This is a genomic window from Macrococcus sp. PK, assembly GCF_022501545.1.
GTDB classification, from domain to species: domain Bacteria; phylum Bacillota; class Bacilli; order Staphylococcales; family Staphylococcaceae; genus Macrococcoides; species Macrococcoides epidermidis.
Map to the genome: position 1 here is coordinate 1 of NZ_JAEPRF010000012.1, position 16,936 is coordinate 16,936.

A 16,936-nucleotide genomic window follows, 5' to 3' on the forward strand; every position below is an offset into this window, starting at 1 on the left:
ATTGTACTTTGAAAACTAGATAAAGTAAGAAGAAATAAAAGATTTTACCAAGCAAAACCGAGTGAGTTCATTTTTGAATTCTTAAAAAAATCGCGCGTCTGCATTTATGCAGACATCACAATTATTAATAACAGATTAAGTTATTAAGGGCGCACGGTGGATGCCTTGGCACTAGAAGCCGAAGAAGGACGTTACTAACGACGATATGCTTTGGGGAGCTGTAAGTAAGCTTTGATCCAGAGATTTCCGAATGGGGAAACCCAGCATGAGTTATGTCATGTTATCCATATATGAATACATAGTATATGAGAAGGCACACCCGGAGAACTGAAACATCTAAGTACCCGGAGGAAGAGAAAGAAAACTCGATTCCCTTAGTAGCGGCGAGCGAAACGGGAAGAGCCCAAACCAGAGAGCTTGCTCTCTGGGGTTGTAGGACACTCAATACGGAGTTACAAAGGAACAGTTTAGACGAATGACTTTGGAAAAGTCAGCCATAGAAGGTAAAGGCCCTGTAGTCGAAAAGTTGTTCTCTCCTGAGTGGATCCTGAGTACGGCGGAACACGTGGAATTCCGTCGGAATCCGGGAGGACCATCTCCCAAGGCTAAATACTCTCTAGTGACCGATAGTGAACCAGTACCGTGAGGGAAAGGTGAAAAGCACCCCGGAAGGGGAGTGAAATAGAACCTGAAACCGTGTGCTTACAAGTAGTCAGAGCCCGTTAATGGGTGATGGCGTGCCTTTTGTAGAATGAACCGGCGAGTTACGATTTGATGCAAGGTTAAGCAGTATATGTGGAGCCGTAGCGAAAGCGAGTCTGAATAGGGCGAATGAGTATCAGGTCGTAGACCCGAAACCAGGTGATCTACCCATGTCCAGGTTGAAGTTCAGGTAACACTGAATGGAGGACCGAACCGACTTACGTTGAAAAGTGAGCGGATGAGGTGTGGGTAGCGGAGAAATTCCAATCGAACCTGGAGATAGCTGGTTCTCTCCGAAATAGCTTTAGGGCTAGCCTCGTGTGATGATTATTGGAGGTAGAGCACTGTTTGGACTAGGGGCCCCCCTCGGGTTACCGAATTCAGACAAACTCCGAATGCCAAATAATTTAACACGGGAGTCAGACTGCGGGTGATAAGGTCCGTAGTCGAGAGGGAAACAGCCCAGACCACCAGCTAAGGTCCCAAAATATATGTTAAGTGGAAAAGGATGTGGCGTTGCCCAGACAACTAGGATGTTGGCTTAGAAGCAGCCATCATTTAAAGAGTGCGTAATAGCTCACTAGTCGAGTGACGCTGCGCCGAAAATGTACCGGGGCTAAACATATTACCGAAGCTGTGGATTGTCCAATGGACAATGGTAGGAGAGCGTTCTAAGCAGCGTCGAAGCATGATCGCAAGGACATGTGGAGCGCTTAGAAGTGAGAATGCCGGTGTGAGTAGCGAAAGACGGGTGAGAATCCCGTCCACCGATTGACTAAGGTTTCCAGAGGAAGGCTCGTCCGCTCTGGGTTAGTCGGGACCTAAGCCGAGGCCGAATGGCGTAGGCGATGGATAACAGGTAGATATTCCTGTACCACCTAAGATTGTTTGAACGATGGGGGGACGCAGTAGGATAGGCGAAGCGTACTGTTGGTTATGTACGTCCAAGCACTGAGACTGAGTATTAGGCAAATCCGGTACTCTTAAGGTCAAGGTGTGATGGGGAGCGAAATTATAGTAGCGAAGTCGTTGATTTCACACTGCCAAGAAAAGCCTCTAGTTAGAAATTAGGTGCCCGTACCGCAAACCGACACAGGTAGTCAAGATGAGAATTCTAAGGTGAGCGAGCGAACTCTCGTTAAGGAACTCGGCAAAATGACCCCGTAACTTCGGGAGAAGGGGTGCTTTTTAGGGTGCAAGCCTTGAAGAGCCGCAGTGAATAGGCCCAAGCGACTGTTTATCAAAAACACAGGTCTCTGCAAAACCGTAAGGTGACGTATAGGGGCTGACGCCTGCCCGGTGCTGGAAGGTTAAAAGGAGTGGTTAGCATCTCGCGAAGCTACGAATTGAAGCCCCAGTAAACGGCGGCCGTAACTATAACGGTCCTAAGGTAGCGAAATTCCTTGTCGGGTAAGTTCCGACCCGCACGAAAGGCGTAACGATTTGGGCACTGTCTCAACGAGAGACTCGGTGAAATCATAGTACCTGTGAAGATGCAGGTTACCCGCGACAGGACGGAAAGACCCCGTGGAGCTTTACTGCAGCCTGATATTGAAATTCGGCACAGCTTGTACAGGATAGGTAGGAGCCTTTGAAGCGTGAGCGTCAGCTTACGTGGAGGCGTTGGTGGGATACTACCCTGGCTGTGTTGACTTTCTAACCCGCACCACTTATCGTGGTGGGAGACAGTGTCAGGCGGGCAGTTTGACTGGGGCGGTCGCCTCCTAAAGAGTAACGGAGGCGCTCAAAGGTTCCCTCAGAATGGTTGGAAATCATTCGCAGAGTGTAAAGGCACAAGGGAGCTTGACTGCGAGACCTACAAGTCGAGCAGGGTCGAAAGACGGACTTAGTGATCCGGTGGTTCCGCATGGAAGGGCCATCGCTCAACGGATAAAAGCTACCCCGGGGATAACAGGCTTATCTCCCCCAAGAGTTCACATCGACGGGGAGGTTTGGCACCTCGATGTCGGCTCATCGCATCCTGGGGCTGTAGTCGGTCCCAAGGGTTGGGCTGTTCGCCCATTAAAGCGGTACGCGAGCTGGGTTCAGAACGTCGTGAGACAGTTCGGTCCCTATCCGTCGTGGGCGTAGGAAATTTGAGAGGAGCTGTCCTTAGTACGAGAGGACCGGGATGGACATACCTCTGGTGTACCAGTTGTCGCGCCAGCGGCATAGCTGGGTAGCTATGTATGGACGGGATAAGTGCTGAAAGCATCTAAGCATGAAGCCCCCCTCAAGATGAGATTTCCCAACTTCGGTTATAAGATCCCTCAAAGATGATGAGGTTAATAGGTTCGAGGTGGAAGTACAGTAATGTATGGAGCTGACGAATACTAATCGATCGAAGACTTAATCAATTTTATAGATTTTTTGCACGGTGATGTTTGGTACATCATATTTCTTCTTAAGTTTATCTAGTTTTGAAGGTACAATACCTTTAATATACTTTGTCTGGTGACGATGGCAGAGAGGTCACACCTGTTCCCATACCGAACACAGAAGTTAAGCTCTCTAGCGCCGATGGTAGTTGGTCTTACGATCCGCGAGAGTAGGACGTTGCCGGGCAGATTTATAGTAATACCTTAAATGGATGCGATGAGCCGCAAACGAGTGACCTGTTAAGGTCTCTTTTTTTTGCATTTTTTTAAGTGTTTTTATTATTAGATACTTAGTTTTAAAAATGTTGGTACAATAATAGATAGAAGTAATGAAAATGTTTAACATATAGAAATGATTTGTAAAATTAAAGGAGTTCTTTCTATGAAAATGTATAATGCTATGATTGAACATTTTAAACAAATTCCAATTTCACTGCATGTTCCTGGTCACCATTATCAAACGATAGGACATCTTGATAACTTAGAATTAAAATACGATGTTACAGAAATTTCAGGTATGGATGATTATCATCATCCTGATGATATTATAAAGAATAGTCAATTATCGATTGACAAAGAGGGATATGATTCACGTTTTTTAGTAAACGGTACAACTGTCGGTTTACTGGCAGTGATTCTTTCCTTTATAGAGGCTGGTGAAGTTCCGAGTGTTGCTATTATGAGAAATGCGCACAAATCAATTTATAATGCGATTGCATTGGGAAAAGGTAGCGCATATATTTTACCGACAAATGTTTCATATACTACAAAAGAGTATAGTGGAATTGATATAGGAGCTATGGATAAAGATGTGTTGCCTCATATTAAATTAGCGGTATTAACATATCCTAATTATTTTGGTGAAACATATGATATTAAAGCGGCAATTGAGTATTTTCATCGTTATCATATTCCTGTATTAATTGATGAAGCGCATGGCGCGCATTTTAATATTTCAGAGCATTTTCCTGTAAGTTCATTAAAATACGCAGCTGATTTCGTAGTACAGTCTTATCATAAGACATTACCTGCATTTACAATGAGTTCAGTTATTCATATAAATCATGCTATTCCTGAAGATATAAAACACCAGATAAATCATTTACTTTCGATACTACAATCTTCTAGTCCTTCGTATATGCTAATGTTAGGTTTAGAACACGCAGATACCTTTTATAAGCATTATAAAGATAGATTATTTTTTAAGCGTAGAACGACATTACTAAAAGCACTGCGCAAAGTCTTTGATTTTATAGAAGCGGAGGATCCACTGAAGATAATGTTGATGCACGAGCATTATAGTGGTATAGAATTAGCGCATTTATTAGAGAGATACGGTATATTTACTGAGTTGAGTAATGAAAAGTTTGTATTATGTGTATTGCCATTATGGCATGAGAATGATCGTTATTTATTTGAGTTCTTGATTGATAGAATAAATAATATAAAATTAGATAGTAACAGAGTTATAAATGAAGTAAAAAGTGAGATGTTATATAATCAATTAGATGGGATCTATATTGCCCAGACTTCAAATAATATTATTACTATAGATTTAAATGACAGCATAGGTCGTATATGTGCAGAACATATTATTCCTTATCCTCCTGGTATTCCATATATATTAGAGGGAGAAGTGATTTCAGAGGAACATGTTCAACATGTTATTTCATTTATTTCTAATGGTGGAAAAGTACATGGTATCTATGATAATAAAATTCGTGTGTGGGAGTAGGAGTTAATAATGAGTTATTTTATTACAATTGAAGGTCCGGAAGGTTCGGGTAAAAGTACAGTAATTAAAGCATTAGCGAAAGAATTAAGCGACAAGTTCGAAGTCATTACGACAAGAGAACCGGGTGGTATAAAAATTAGTGAAGATATCCGTAATATTATTTTAGATGATGCGAGTGCAATGGATTATCGAACAGAGGCATTATTATTTGCTGCAAGCCGTAGACAGCACCTCGTTGAGAAGGTATTACCTGCACTACACATGGACAAGATCGTATTGTGCGATCGTTTTATTGATAGTTCATTAGCTTACCAAGGCTATGCGCGTGGTATCGGTCTTGACGAAATTCGTGCGATCAATGAATTTGCAATTGAAGGTAAATATCCGGATTTAACGTTATATTTACGTGTTGAACCTGAAATAGGATTATTACGTATTAAAGATAATTCACGTGAAACAAACCGATTGGACAAAGAACAGATTGACTTTCATAAGCGTGTTGTAAAAGGATATGATGAATTATTTCGTTTACATCCTGACAGAATTAAATTGATTGATGCTTCGCAACCTCTTTTGGAGGTAGTTAATGATTGTTTAGATGCAATTAATAAGAGCATTAAATAGTTTGTGATATAATTAATAATAAGAGGTGTTTTAAATGAAAATGATAATTGCAATTGTACAGGACCAGGATAGCCAAAGTCTATCTGATGTACTTACTAAAAATAATTTTAGAACAACAAAACTCGCTTCTACTGGCGGTTTTTTAAGAGCTGGTAATACGACGTTTCTTTGTGGTGTAGAAGACGAACGCGTAAATGAACTATTAACTTTAATCAATAGTACTTGTGGTAATCGAGAACAAGTTGTTACACCAGTAACACCAATGGGTGGGAATGCGGATGCTTATATCCCATATCCTGTAGAAGTCGAAGTTGGTGGCGCAACAGTCTTCGTAATGCCAATTGAACAATTTCATCAGTTCTAACATTAGCTGCCTTGTGCAGCTTTTTGATTATATAAAGGAGTAGATTGAATGCTTAAGCAACTGCAGCATCTTATCGATAATAATAAATTAAGTCATGCATATTTGTTTGATGGACAAAATAGAGGCCAGTTAAAAGATGAAGCAATGCGTTTTGCGGCACAAATACTTTGTAGTAATAATGATATATGTCAAAGTCGCGTTCAGAATTTAAATCACGCGGATTTCATTCTTCTAGAAACAAGTGAAGCCACGATAAAAAAAGAGTTAATAGAAGATTTGTTACATCGTATGAATCAAAAACCGATTGAAGGCACACATAAAGTCTATATTATTATGGATTTCGATAAAGTAACGGTGCAAGGTGAAAATAGTATATTAAAATTTTTAGAGGAACCCCCAGTAAATACTGTAGCAATATTAGTAACAACTGCACCAAAATCCATCTTACCAACCATCCATTCAAGATGTCAGCATATCTTTATACAAGCTAGTGAAGATGACTTGACCAAGCATGGTGATCTGGATATTCCAAAATCTGTTCTGGCGACGATGAATGCTCTTAACTTAAGTAAAGAAGAAGCAGTGGAATGGTATGAGACACAACAATTTAATGATTTAAAGGGTGTAATAATTAAGTGGTGCCAAACTTTACTAAACAGTGATACAATGGGATTAATTCAAATTGTCAACATTTTGGATACACTCGATTCGCGAGAGAAACAATTGATGGGAATAGACATGATTCAACTGTATCTACAGGATTTGATGTATGTACTCATTGGAGATAATGTAGTAAGTTATCCTGAAATGGAAGAACATATTCAACAGCAGGCAAATCTACTGACAATTGATAAATGTTTAGCAATGATAGACCATACACTTACAGCGAAACAGCAATTGTTACAATATGTTAATATAACATTAGTGTATGAAGCTTTAGCGATTCAAATGCTCAATGAGGTGAAATAATGATAGAAATAATAGGCGTGAAATTTCAGAAATCAGGTAAGACAGAATATTATCAACCTGGTGATGAACAATTTTCAGTCAATGAATTAGTAGTAATTGATAATAAAAAGCGTGGCGTTGAACTTGCCCGTGTTATTATTCCAAATAAAGAAGTGCCGATTGAAGACGTAGTGATGCCGGTACCAATGATTAGTCGTAAAGCAACGGAAAATGATATTTTAAAGTATGAACAAAATATGTTAGACGCTGACCGTGCATTAGAGCTATGTAAACAACACGTTAAAAATCATGAACTCGATATGCGCTTAGTAAATGCAACTTATACATTAGATAAAGCAAAGATTATTTTTAACTTTACTGCTAATGAGCGTGTGGATTTTCGTGAATTAGTTAAAAGTTTAGCCTATGATCTAAAAACACGCATTGAATTACGTCAAATCGGTGTAAGAGATGAAGCGAAGATTCTAGGCGGCATTGGTCCTTGCGGTCGTAGTTTATGCTGTGCAACTTATTTAGGTGATTTTGAACCCGTATCGATAAAAATGGCAAAAGATCAGAATTTATCATTAAATCCTACTAAAATTTCAGGTGCATGTGGTCGTTTAATGTGTTGTTTGAAATACGAAAATGATTATTACGAAGAAACAAGAAGAAGATTACCTGATATTGGGGAAGAAATTCAAACACCTGAAGGACCTGGTCGTGTTATCGGTTTAAATATATTAGATGTGACGATGCAAGTAAAATTAAAGAGTATGGAAACACCAATCGTTTATCATATCGACGAGGTACAAGTTTAGGAGGTTTATCATGAACCGCGATGAATTATTCAATGCTTTAACTAAGCTGGAGAAACAAATCAATAATATAAATGATAGTTATGAAACATTAAAAGAACTGACAGTTGCTTTAGTCGAAGAAAATGTTGCTTTAAAGTTAGAAAATGATAATTTGCAACGTTTCATTCAGGTACCTAAAGAAGAAGAGGAACCTAAAAAGAATAATAAAGTTCTTCAAAGTAAAGATAATTTAGCGATGCTTTACGCAGAAGGCTTTCATATTTGTCCGACAGATTTATTTGGCAAACACCGTGGTGGTGGCGACTGTATTTTTTGTTTAAGCTTACTATCTGATAAAGAATAAAAAGAGGCGTAAGCCTTTTTTTATTGGAGGAATTATGATGTTATTAGAAAATGAAAGATTTGATCAATTAATTAAAGAAAATTTATCCATCATTCAAAATGATGATGTGTTTTCTTTTTCAACAGATGCACTGCTACTTGCACACCTTACGCCTTTAAAGAAAAAAGACAAAGTGATAGATATTTGTTCAGGGAATGGCATTATTCCTTTATTATTATCTCATCGTACAATCATGCCGATAGAAGCAATCGAAATTCAGTCACAACTTGTGGATATGGCAAGGCGATCTGTTCAATATAACAAACTGGAAGAACAGATTTGTATGCACGAGATGGACATAAAGTGCGTGAAACAAAATTTTATACCCAGTCAATTTGATGTTGTAACATGTAATCCTCCTTACTTTAGAGCAAATCAGGAGTATCAGCATTTAAAGGAAGCTCATCGTATTGCTCGAACTGAAGTGCTTTGTACATTTTTAGATTGCGTCCAGTCTGCAAACCATTTACTGAAGCAAAGAGGAAAAATGATTGTTGTTCAACGTGCTGATCGGTTGATTGATGTACTTTCTGATATGAGATCAGTTGGCATTGAACCTAAAGTTATTTATCCTATCTATTCATCACCTACTAAACCCGATGCCATTACAGTTGTTGTCGTTGGTATAAAAGGTGGTAAACCAGATGTGAAGGTTATGCCGCCGTTTTATATTTATGATACGGATGGTACTTATTCTAAATCGATGAATGAGGTTTATTATGGGTAGTCATTATATTTATATATTAGAATGTAGTGATGGTACACTGTATACAGGCTATACAAATGACCTGGAGAAAAGACTCCATACCCATAACGAAGGCAGAGGTGCAAAGTATACAAGAGTAAGATTACCGGTGAAACGCGTATACGAAGAAAGTTTTGAAACGAAAAGTGCAGCAATGCAAAGAGAGTATGCGATTAAACAATTAACACGTTCACAAAAGATTAAATTAATACAGGGAGGTACCTTATGAGCGGTATCTTATATTTAGTAGGTACACCAATCGGCAATTTAGAAGATATTACATTTAGAGCGGTAAGAATGTTAAAAGAAGCGGATATCATTTTATGTGAAGATACAAGGGTGACTAAAAAACTCGTTATGCATTATGATATTGATACACCATTAAAAAGCTACCATGAGCACAATAAAGAACAGGTGACAGATTATATTATCGATTTATTGTTAGAAGGAAACCGTATCGCATTGGTTTCTGATGCAGGACTTCCCCTTATAAGTGATCCGGGATATGAACTGGTTGTTGTGGCACGTGAGAAAGGTATTAAAGTTGAAACAGTGCCAGGTGCTAATGCCGCACTTACAGCTTTAATGACAAGTGGTATTAGCTCTTATTCATTTTTATTTGATGGTTTTTTACCTCGCAAAGATAATGAAAAGAAAGAGCGACTTGTATCGCTTATGGCTTTACCTCACACCATCATAATCTACGAATCACCGTTTCGTGTGAAACATACATTAGAAATGATTGCAAAAATAGACGGTACACGTAAAATATCCATTGCACGTGAACTGACTAAGAAATTTGAGCAAGTTGAAACGGATTCAGTGTTGTATCTATTAGAACGACTGGACAAAGATATTAATCTTAAAGGTGAGTTTGTTCTTATAATTGAAGGCAGCACAGGCGAAAATAATGTGAACTGGTGGTCAGAAATGACGGTTGAAAATCACGTCAATCACTATGTTAAAGAAGGATTACGAAATAAAGAGGCGATTAAACAAGTTGCTTTAGATAGAGAAATGAAGAAGAACGAAGTGTATCAAATGTATCATGTCGATAAAAAATAAAAAGGTTCGAGTCCATTTGGACTCGAACCTTTTTATTTTTATATCTTATTTATCTTTAGCTTCGATCTCTTTTAAGATTTGTTCTACGCCTTCTTTAGATAATACTAATTTACCACCTGCTAATAAATAGTTATCTTCAGAAACATCACCAGTTACAGCACAAGTCATGCTTGGTTTATATTTTTTTAAGATAATTTTATCTGCATCAGTATAGATTTCTAAAGCGTCTTTTTCAGCGATGTCTAAAATACGACGTAATTCGATTGGAATAACTACACGTCCTAATTCATCAACTTTTCTTACGATACCAGTAGATTTCATAATATATTTCCTCCAAAAATTGTTTTTGTAGTAATTTTAGTAAATTCGACAAAATTAATAAGTGTTTTCGACATTTGTCTTAATAAGAGTGTACTACCGTATTTTTACATTGTCAACGATATATCATCAAAATCTTTATTTGTAATGGTTTAGTAATGTTATGTAATATTCAGAATTTGAGAACTTTACTTGATTTTACAATATATTAATAATTTTACTTGTCGAATTGTAAAGATTAGTCATATTGAAAAATAACGAAAACTTCTGTATATTTAAAGGATAAATAGCACTAGGAGGACGAACATGACGAACGATACTTTTTATATAACAACGCCTATATATTATCCAAGCGGTAAATTACATATTGGACATGCATATTCAACAGTTGCAGGTGACGCTATCGCGCGTTACAAAAGAATGCAAGGTTACGATGTTAAGTATTTAACAGGTACAGATGAACATGGCCAAAAGATTCAGGAGAAAGCACTTGCTGCCGGTAAATCTGAAATAGAATATTTAGATGAAATCATTAAAGACATTCAGGCATTATGGAAAAAGCTTGATATTTCAAACGATGATTTTATTAGAACGACTGAAACGCGTCATAAACTTGTTGTTGAAAAAGTATTCGAAAAATTATTAGCACAAGATGATATTTATTTAGGTGAATATGAAGGATGGTATTCAGTGCCAGACGAAACATTCTACACTGAAACGCAACTTGTTGATCCTATTATGGAAGGCGATAAAATCGTTGGAGGGAAAAGTCCGGATTCAGGACACCCGGTTCAACTTGTGAAAGAAGAAAGTTATTTCTTTAGATTGAGTAAATATGCTGATCGTTTAGTACAATATTATGAAGATCATCCTGATTTCATTCAACCTGTTTCTCGAAAAAATGAAATGTTAAATAACTTTATTAAACCAGGGTTAGAAGATTTAGCTGTTTCTCGTACATCTTTTGACTGGGGGATAAAAGTTCCGTCTAATCCGAAACATGTTGTATATGTTTGGATTGATGCATTAACAAACTATATCTCTGCTTTAGGTTACCTTTCAGAAGATGATACAGAATTTAAGAAATACTGGCCAGCTGATGTCCATATTATGGCGAAAGAAATTGTTCGTTTCCATACAATTATATGGCCAGTTTTACTCATGGCTTTAGATTTACCATTACCGAAGAAAGTATTTGCTCACGGCTGGATCTTGATGAAAGACGGTAAGATGAGTAAGTCTAAAGGGAATGTGGTAGATCCGCATATCCTAATTGATCGTTACGGTTTAGACGCAGTGCGATATTACTTAATGCGTGAGTTACCATTTGGTTCAGATGGAGTGTTTACGCCTGAAGCTTTCGTTGATCGTACAAACTTTGACCTTGCAAATGACTTAGGTAACTTAGTTAACCGTACGATTGCGATGATCAATAAATATTTTGATGGCAATCTTTCTGGCTACAAAGGTCAAATGCATGAAGTAGATGCTGAAATTGAAGCGTTAGCACTTGAAACGAAAGCGAAATACGATGCTGCTATGGAGAACTTACAATATTCAGTAGCGTTACAAGAAGTATGGAAGCTGATTTCAAGAACAAATAAATATATCGATGAAACAACACCGTGGATTTTAATCAAAGATGAAGCACAAAAAGAATTATTAGAAAGCGTAATGTATCACTTAGTTGAAAATATTCGTTTTGCGAGCGTATTGTTACGCCCATTCTTAACAGAAGCACCGACAAAAATCTTTAATCAGTTAAATATTCAGGATCCAACATTATTTGAATTTGCGAGTCTTGATGCATACGGTAAGATTAAAGACTTAAAAGTGGTTGAGAAAGCAACACCAATCTTCCCGCGTTTAGATACAGCAGCTGAAGTAGAATTTATTAAGAGTACGATGCAACCGCCTGCACCAGCAGAAGAGGAAAAAGAAGAAGTACCTGCTAAGCCGGAGATTACAATTGATACATTTAATGAAGTAGAATTAAAAACAGCTACTATCATTGACGCGGATTACGTGAAAAAAGCGAAAAAATTATTAAAAATCCAGGTAGATTTAGGTAATGAACAACGCCAAATCGTATCAGGAATAGCTGAATTCTATAAACCAGAAGACATTATCGGTAAAAAAGTAATTGTTGTGACAAACTTAAAACCGGTAGAATTACGTGGAGAGAAATCAGAAGGAATGATTTTGTCAGCAGAAAAAGATGGTGCATTAACATTAGTCAGCGTACCAAATGCAATTGAGAACGGCTCAATCGTAAAATAAAAACACGAGGAGTGATACTGTGTTAATAGATACACACGTTCATTTAAACGCAGATCAGTACGAAGAAGATTTACAGGAAGTTATAGATAGAGCACGAGAAAACGGAATAGACCGTATGATCGTCGTTGGATTTGATGAAGTAACAATTAAACGCACGATGAAGCTCATTGATCAATATGAATTTGTATTTGGTGTAATCGGCTGGCATCCAGTGGATGCGATTGATTTCACTGATGAATATTATGAATGGATTAAAGAACTTTCTAAACATCCAAAAATTGTTGCTATCGGTGAAATGGGGCTCGATTATCACTGGGATAAATCACCGAAAGATGTCCAAAAAGAAGTGTTTAAACGCCAGATTAAACTGGCTAAAGAAGTAAATTTACCGATTGTAATTCACAACCGAGAAGCAACCGCAGACGTAATTGAAATCTTAAAGTCAGAAAATGCGCATGAAGTTGGAGGCGTGATGCACAGCTTTAGTGGTAGCCCTGAAACATGTGATGAAGTGTTGAAATTAAACTTTATCATCTCTTTAGGTGGACCAGTAACGTTTAAAAATGCAAAGCAACCGAAAGCAGTAGCGCAGCATGTGCCATTAGATAAGTTAATCGTGGAAACAGACGCGCCATATTTAACACCACATCCGTATCGTGGTAAACGTAATGAACCGATGCACGTGAAACTAGTGGCAGAAGAGATTGCTGCACTAAGAGGCATTACTTATGAAGAAGTCGCGGAACAAACCACGAAAAATGCAGAACAGCTGTTTGGTGGATTATGAAAATAAGTAGGGACATTTGTCTCTGCTTATTTTTTACTATAAATAATTCTATCCATTTTTAAAATAACAAGTATAATTGTAATATTGTATATAGATAAGTAAAAAGGAAAGATTGATATGAAAATAAATGAAATGATTGTCGTAGAAGGTAAGGACGATACAACGCGAGTAAAGATGGCAGTTGAGTGCGATACGATTGAAACGAATGGTTCTGCCCTCAATGATGAAACAATTGAAGCGATACAACACGCTGCTGAGGTGCGTGGTGTCATTGTGTTAACGGATCCTGATTACCCGGGAAATAAGATTAGAAAATCCATTGAACAGCGTGTACCAACGGTGAAACATGCGTTTATCGATGCGGATATTGCATGTAATAAGCGTGGTAAAGTTGGTATTGAGCATGCACCGGTTGAAGCAATTCGTGATGCATTATTAAGTGTTTCTTCACCTTTTGAGCATGATTCAGAAACGGTATCAAAAGCTTTGCTTATTGATTTAGGGTTAATAATCGGCCCTCAAGCGGCATCGAAGCGTAAAGACTTGTGCAAAAGTTTAAGAATTGGTTATTGTAATGGTAAGCAATTATTTCATAGATTAAATGCATTTGGCATTACTGAAGCGGACGTGTTAGATGCTATGAATTTAGATAATAAGGAGAATTTCAATGGAAATGAATGATATTGCAACACCAACGCGTACGAGGGAATTGTTAAATAAATATGGCTTTAAATTTAAGAAAAGTTTAGGGCAGAACTTCTTAGTCGATCCAAATGTTATTCGTAATATTATTGATGCTGCAGGGATTGATGAGACGTGTGGTGTTATTGAAATAGGTCCTGGTATGGGTTCTTTAACAGAACAACTTGCGCGAAAGGCTAAACGCGTATTAGCGTTTGAAATTGACCAGCGCCTGATTCCAATTTTAGGGGATACATTAAGTTCATACGACAATGTTACAGTGATTAATGAAGATATATTAAAGGCAAATGTAAAAGCAGCGATTGATGAACATTTATCTGATTGTGACGATATCTTTGTCGTCGCCAACTTACCGTATTATATTACGACGCCTATTTTGATGGGGTTATTAGAACAGCATTTACCGATTAACAGTTACGTTGTGATGATGCAAAAAGAAGTGGGAGAGCGTTTAACAGCAGGACCGTCAACAAAGGCATATGGTTCTTTATCTATTGCGATTCAATATTATACAGATGTGAAACGTGTCATGATTGTTCCTAAAGGAGTATTCATGCCACCACCTAATGTTGATTCACTTGTAGTGAAGTTAACGACATTACCAGAACCACGCGTTAAAGTGGATGACGAAAAGTTGTATTTTAAATTAACAAGAGGTGCATTTGTACAACGTAGAAAGACGATATTAAATAATTATATGAGTCTGTTTCCAAATAGTAAGGAATATAAAGACGACATTATCGCATGGCTAGAAGAGAGTAACATTGCTCCAAGTCGTAGAGGAGAAAGTTTGTCGCTCGAAGAATTTGCACGACTTGCAAATAATATAAAAAATTACCCACAAATAGTGATATAAAATATTGACAAGCGTAATTTAAATTGATAAAATTAAAAATTTTATTGACTATTTATATGCAAAGTGTTATAATTTAAGGCATAGTGAGGTGGGTTTCTATGCCAAAAACATTAGTAGACATCAAAAAAATTCTTGATTGTCAGTTAGGAAATCAGATTGTACTAAGAGCTAATGGAGGACGTAAAAAGTTAATTGAGCGCCGCGGTGTGCTTAAAGAAACTTATCCATCAGTTTTCGTGGTTGAATTAGACCAAGATAAACATAATTTTGAGCGTGTGTCATATACATATACCGACGTATTGACAGAAAACGTACAAGTAACATTTGTAAATGATCAGCAAGAAGAATTTCTTGTTCAATAAAAATTAAAACCTATTCCATATGGAATAGGTTTTAATTTTTTTATTTTGCATTTCATGAAATGGTATAACGTGAGTTGTGATAAAATAATATAATATTAAAAACTATGAGTGAGGAATTATTATGATTTATGAAAATGCATCAGCAAAAATCAATTTGACATTAGACACTTTATATAAACGAGAAGATGGATATCATGAAGTAGAGATGATTATGACAACAGTAGATTTATATGATCGTTTGACTTTAGAGAAACGTAAAGACAAGCAAATCGTATTAAAAGTTGAACACTTATATGTACCGAATGATAACCGTAACTTAGCATATAAAGCAGCAAAGATTATGATGGAGCGCTATAATCTGGATTGCGGGGTGACAATCACATTGGATAAGACGATCCCGATAGCAGCCGGTCTTGCGGGTGGATCAAGCGATGCAGCAGCGACGTTTCGCGGTATGAATAGATTGTTTGAATTAGGATTATCGCTCGATACATTGGCAGAACATGCTGCTGAAATCGGTTCAGATATTTCATTCTGTGTGCATGGAAAGACGAGTCTTTGCACAGGCCGTGGTGAGCAGTTGCAACATTTACTTAAACCGCCTGCTTGCTGGGTCATCTTAGCAAAACCTGATATTAGCGTTTCTACACAAGAGGTGTATACTGCGCTTGATTTAACAAAACCTCACGCAAAAATTGATAGTAAGGCTTGTGCTGAAGCAATTGAGAATGGGGATTATAACGAAATGATTCGTCATTTAGGAAATCGTTTAGAATCCGTCACTATTGAAATGCATCCGATTATCCAGACATTAAAAGACACGATGATGAAAGCTGGCGCAGATATAGCGATGATGAGTGGCAGCGGTCCAACAGTTTACGGATTAGCAGCGAAAGAACGTCAGGCAAAGAGTGTAGTCAATGCGCTTAAAGGTTGTTGTAAAGAAGTATATATGGTGCGCATGTTAGGATGAATATAAATTCCCGAACATTTATGGTATATTTAACGTATAATATGCGTAAAGAGGGATTTTAATGAAGTTTAAAAGAAGTGAAAGAATCGTTTATATGACAAGTTACTTGTTGAGTCATCCTAATGAGCTTGTACCGTTGACGTATTTTGTAGATAAATTCGGTCAGGCAAAGTCTTCAATCAGTGAAGATGTACAAATCATTAAAGATACTTTTATCAAAGAAGAAATCGGAACAATCACTACGACTGCAGGAGCAAGTGGTGGTGTAACGTTTAAGCATAAGATGTTTTATAAAGAAGCCGATCAATTGATTTCTCAGTTGTGTGAAATGCTGCAGGAGAAAGAACGATTGCTGCCAGGTGGCTATCTTTTCATGTCCGATGTTGTAGGGACACCGAGTTTATTAAATCAAGTTGGAAAGCTCATCGCAACGATGTATATGGATGAAGAGTTAGATGCTGTCGTAACGATTGCAACGAAAGGTATTTCATTAGCAAATGCGGTTGCAAGTATACTTAATCTGCCTGTTGTCGTTATTCGAAAAGACAATAAGGTCACAGAAGGATCAACGGTTTCGATAAATTATGTTTCAGGTTCTTCACGAAAAATTGAAACAATGGTATTATCAAAAAGGACATTACCTGAAGGTTCAAAAGTTTTAATTGTAGATGATTTTATGCGTGCGGGTGGATCAATTACAGGTGTTATGAATTTAATGAATGAGTTTAAAGCCACTGTTAAAGGGGTAACAGTCTTAGTAGAATCAAAAGAAGTTAAAAATCGCTTGATTCAAGACTATACCTCTTTAGTGAAATTATCCGACGTAGATGAATATAATCAATCTTTTACAGTTGAAAAAGGTAATTGCTTAGAAAAATTTTCGAAATAAAAAGG

Annotated in this window: 17 protein-coding genes and 2 rRNA genes; 18 read left to right on the forward strand and 1 reads right to left on the reverse strand. The window is 37.4% G+C overall.

What is annotated here, in order from left to right:
• The first annotated feature begins 133 nt into the window (after positions 1-133).
• The 11 genes from JJJ02_RS08575 (at position 134) to rsmI (ending at position 9,764) form a co-directional block, all read left to right on the forward strand.
• Positions 134-3,059: ribosomal RNA gene (locus JJJ02_RS08575) — 23S ribosomal RNA — on the forward strand.
• 93 nt (positions 3,060-3,152) lie between these two features.
• Positions 3,153-3,267, forward strand: a 5S ribosomal RNA gene (gene rrf, locus JJJ02_RS08580).
• A gap of 195 nt (positions 3,268-3,462) precedes the next feature.
• The gene (locus JJJ02_RS08585; RefSeq protein ID WP_240838415.1) at positions 3,463-4,815 is read left to right on the forward strand and encodes an Orn/Lys/Arg family decarboxylase; all 1,353 of its coding nucleotides are present in this window, start codon (positions 3,463-3,465) and stop codon (positions 4,813-4,815) included.
• A gap of 9 nt (positions 4,816-4,824) precedes the next feature.
• The gene (gene tmk / locus JJJ02_RS08590; protein ID WP_240838428.1) at positions 4,825-5,439 is read left to right on the forward strand and encodes a dTMP kinase; all 615 of its coding nucleotides are present in this window, start codon (positions 4,825-4,827) and stop codon (positions 5,437-5,439) included.
• A gap of 34 nt (positions 5,440-5,473) precedes the next feature.
• A complete protein-coding gene (locus tag JJJ02_RS08595; protein WP_111747034.1) occupies positions 5,474-5,803 on the forward strand; it encodes a cyclic-di-AMP receptor in 330 nt (109 codons plus the stop codon).
• Between the two features lie 48 nt (positions 5,804-5,851).
• Positions 5,852-6,772 carry a DNA polymerase III subunit delta' gene (locus JJJ02_RS08600; RefSeq protein ID WP_240838431.1) on the forward strand — a complete coding sequence of 307 codons (921 nt, stop codon included), beginning with the start codon at positions 5,852-5,854 and terminating at the stop codon, positions 6,770-6,772.
• The gene (locus tag JJJ02_RS08605; protein WP_111717437.1) at positions 6,772-7,572 is read left to right on the forward strand and encodes a PSP1 domain-containing protein; all 801 of its coding nucleotides are present in this window, start codon (positions 6,772-6,774) and stop codon (positions 7,570-7,572) included. The genes JJJ02_RS08600 and JJJ02_RS08605 overlap by 1 nt, the downstream gene beginning before the upstream one ends.
• A gap of 10 nt (positions 7,573-7,582) precedes the next feature.
• On the forward strand, positions 7,583-7,915 hold the full coding sequence (gene yabA / locus JJJ02_RS08610) for a DNA replication initiation control protein YabA (protein WP_111717435.1): 333 nt from the start codon (positions 7,583-7,585) through the stop codon (positions 7,913-7,915).
• Positions 7,916-7,952: 37 nt separating this feature from the next.
• Entirely contained in the window at positions 7,953-8,681 is a 729-nt protein-coding gene (locus tag JJJ02_RS08615) for a tRNA1(Val) (adenine(37)-N6)-methyltransferase (RefSeq protein WP_240838434.1), read from the forward strand.
• Positions 8,674-8,928: a GIY-YIG nuclease family protein gene (locus tag JJJ02_RS08620; protein WP_111717432.1), complete on the forward strand. Its 255-nt coding sequence runs from the start codon at positions 8,674-8,676 to the stop codon at positions 8,926-8,928. Before JJJ02_RS08615 ends, JJJ02_RS08620 begins: the two co-directional genes overlap by 8 nt.
• The gene (rsmI, locus tag JJJ02_RS08625; RefSeq protein ID WP_240838443.1) at positions 8,925-9,764 is read left to right on the forward strand and encodes a 16S rRNA (cytidine(1402)-2'-O)-methyltransferase; all 840 of its coding nucleotides are present in this window, start codon (positions 8,925-8,927) and stop codon (positions 9,762-9,764) included. The genes JJJ02_RS08620 and rsmI overlap by 4 nt, the downstream gene beginning before the upstream one ends.
• A 45-nt stretch (positions 9,765-9,809) precedes the next feature.
• Here the strand turns inward: rsmI and JJJ02_RS08630 are convergent, their stop codons facing one another.
• Positions 9,810-10,085 carry a transition state genes transcriptional regulator AbrB gene (locus JJJ02_RS08630; protein WP_099577262.1) on the reverse strand — a complete coding sequence of 92 codons (276 nt, stop codon included), beginning with the start codon at positions 10,083-10,085 and terminating at the stop codon, positions 9,810-9,812.
• 303 nt (positions 10,086-10,388) lie between these two features.
• Between JJJ02_RS08630 and metG the strand changes: the two genes are divergently transcribed.
• The 7 genes from metG (at position 10,389) to purR (ending at position 16,931) form a co-directional block, all read left to right on the forward strand.
• On the forward strand, positions 10,389-12,362 hold the full coding sequence (gene metG / locus JJJ02_RS08635) for a methionine--tRNA ligase (RefSeq protein ID WP_111717428.1): 1,974 nt from the start codon (positions 10,389-10,391) through the stop codon (positions 12,360-12,362).
• Between the two features lie 19 nt (positions 12,363-12,381).
• Positions 12,382-13,149 (forward strand): TatD family hydrolase, encoded by a 768-nt coding sequence (locus JJJ02_RS08640; RefSeq protein ID WP_240838445.1) that lies wholly within the window; start codon positions 12,382-12,384, stop codon positions 13,147-13,149.
• A 117-nt stretch (positions 13,150-13,266) separates the two neighbouring features.
• Complete coding sequence (rnmV, locus tag JJJ02_RS08645) at positions 13,267-13,830, forward strand: ribonuclease M5 (protein WP_111717424.1); 564 nt, start codon at positions 13,267-13,269, stop codon at positions 13,828-13,830.
• Entirely contained in the window at positions 13,817-14,707 is an 891-nt protein-coding gene (gene rsmA, locus JJJ02_RS08650; RefSeq protein ID WP_302054719.1) for a 16S rRNA (adenine(1518)-N(6)/adenine(1519)-N(6))-dimethyltransferase RsmA, read from the forward strand. Before rnmV ends, rsmA begins: the two co-directional genes overlap by 14 nt.
• A 98-nt stretch (positions 14,708-14,805) precedes the next feature.
• Positions 14,806-15,069, forward strand: a complete 264-nt coding sequence (gene veg, locus JJJ02_RS08655; RefSeq protein WP_096077819.1) for a biofilm formation stimulator Veg — start codon at positions 14,806-14,808, stop codon at positions 15,067-15,069.
• 121 nt (positions 15,070-15,190) lie between these two features.
• A complete protein-coding gene (gene ispE / locus JJJ02_RS08660) occupies positions 15,191-16,042 on the forward strand; it encodes a 4-(cytidine 5'-diphospho)-2-C-methyl-D-erythritol kinase (RefSeq protein WP_240838461.1) in 852 nt (283 codons plus the stop codon).
• 61 nt (positions 16,043-16,103) lie between these two features.
• Entirely contained in the window at positions 16,104-16,931 is an 828-nt protein-coding gene (gene purR, locus JJJ02_RS08665) for a pur operon repressor (protein ID WP_096077821.1), read from the forward strand.
• Positions 16,932-16,936: the final 5 nt, after the last annotated feature.

What these genes read in the sequence shown, in the direction of transcription:
- JJJ02_RS08585 (WP_240838415.1), top strand. Translation starts at nt 3,463, where the DNA reads ATGAAAATGTATAATGCTATGATTGAACATTTTAAACAAATTCCAATT.
- tmk (WP_240838428.1), top strand. Translation starts at nt 4,825, where the DNA reads ATGAGTTATTTTATTACAATTGAAGGTCCGGAAGGTTCGGGTAAAAGT.
- JJJ02_RS08595 (WP_111747034.1), top strand. Translation starts at nt 5,474, where the DNA reads ATGAAAATGATAATTGCAATTGTACAGGACCAGGATAGCCAAAGTCTA.
- JJJ02_RS08600 (WP_240838431.1), top strand. Translation starts at nt 5,852, where the DNA reads ATGCTTAAGCAACTGCAGCATCTTATCGATAATAATAAATTAAGTCAT.
- JJJ02_RS08605 (WP_111717437.1), top strand. Translation starts at nt 6,772, where the DNA reads ATGATAGAAATAATAGGCGTGAAATTTCAGAAATCAGGTAAGACAGAA.
- yabA (WP_111717435.1), top strand. Translation starts at nt 7,583, where the DNA reads ATGAACCGCGATGAATTATTCAATGCTTTAACTAAGCTGGAGAAACAA.
- JJJ02_RS08615 (WP_240838434.1), top strand. Translation starts at nt 7,953, where the DNA reads ATGTTATTAGAAAATGAAAGATTTGATCAATTAATTAAAGAAAATTTA.
- JJJ02_RS08620 (WP_111717432.1), top strand. Translation starts at nt 8,674, where the DNA reads ATGGGTAGTCATTATATTTATATATTAGAATGTAGTGATGGTACACTG.
- rsmI (WP_240838443.1), top strand. Translation starts at nt 8,925, where the DNA reads ATGAGCGGTATCTTATATTTAGTAGGTACACCAATCGGCAATTTAGAA.
- JJJ02_RS08630 (WP_099577262.1), bottom strand. Translation starts at nt 10,085, where the DNA reads ATGAAATCTACTGGTATCGTAAGAAAAGTTGATGAATTAGGACGTGTA.
- metG (WP_111717428.1), top strand. Translation starts at nt 10,389, where the DNA reads ATGACGAACGATACTTTTTATATAACAACGCCTATATATTATCCAAGC.
- rnmV (WP_111717424.1), top strand. Translation starts at nt 13,267, where the DNA reads ATGAAAATAAATGAAATGATTGTCGTAGAAGGTAAGGACGATACAACG.
- rsmA (WP_302054719.1), top strand. Translation starts at nt 13,817, where the DNA reads ATGGAAATGAATGATATTGCAACACCAACGCGTACGAGGGAATTGTTA.
- veg (WP_096077819.1), top strand. Translation starts at nt 14,806, where the DNA reads ATGCCAAAAACATTAGTAGACATCAAAAAAATTCTTGATTGTCAGTTA.
- ispE (WP_240838461.1), top strand. Translation starts at nt 15,191, where the DNA reads ATGATTTATGAAAATGCATCAGCAAAAATCAATTTGACATTAGACACT.
- purR (WP_096077821.1), top strand. Translation starts at nt 16,104, where the DNA reads ATGAAGTTTAAAAGAAGTGAAAGAATCGTTTATATGACAAGTTACTTG.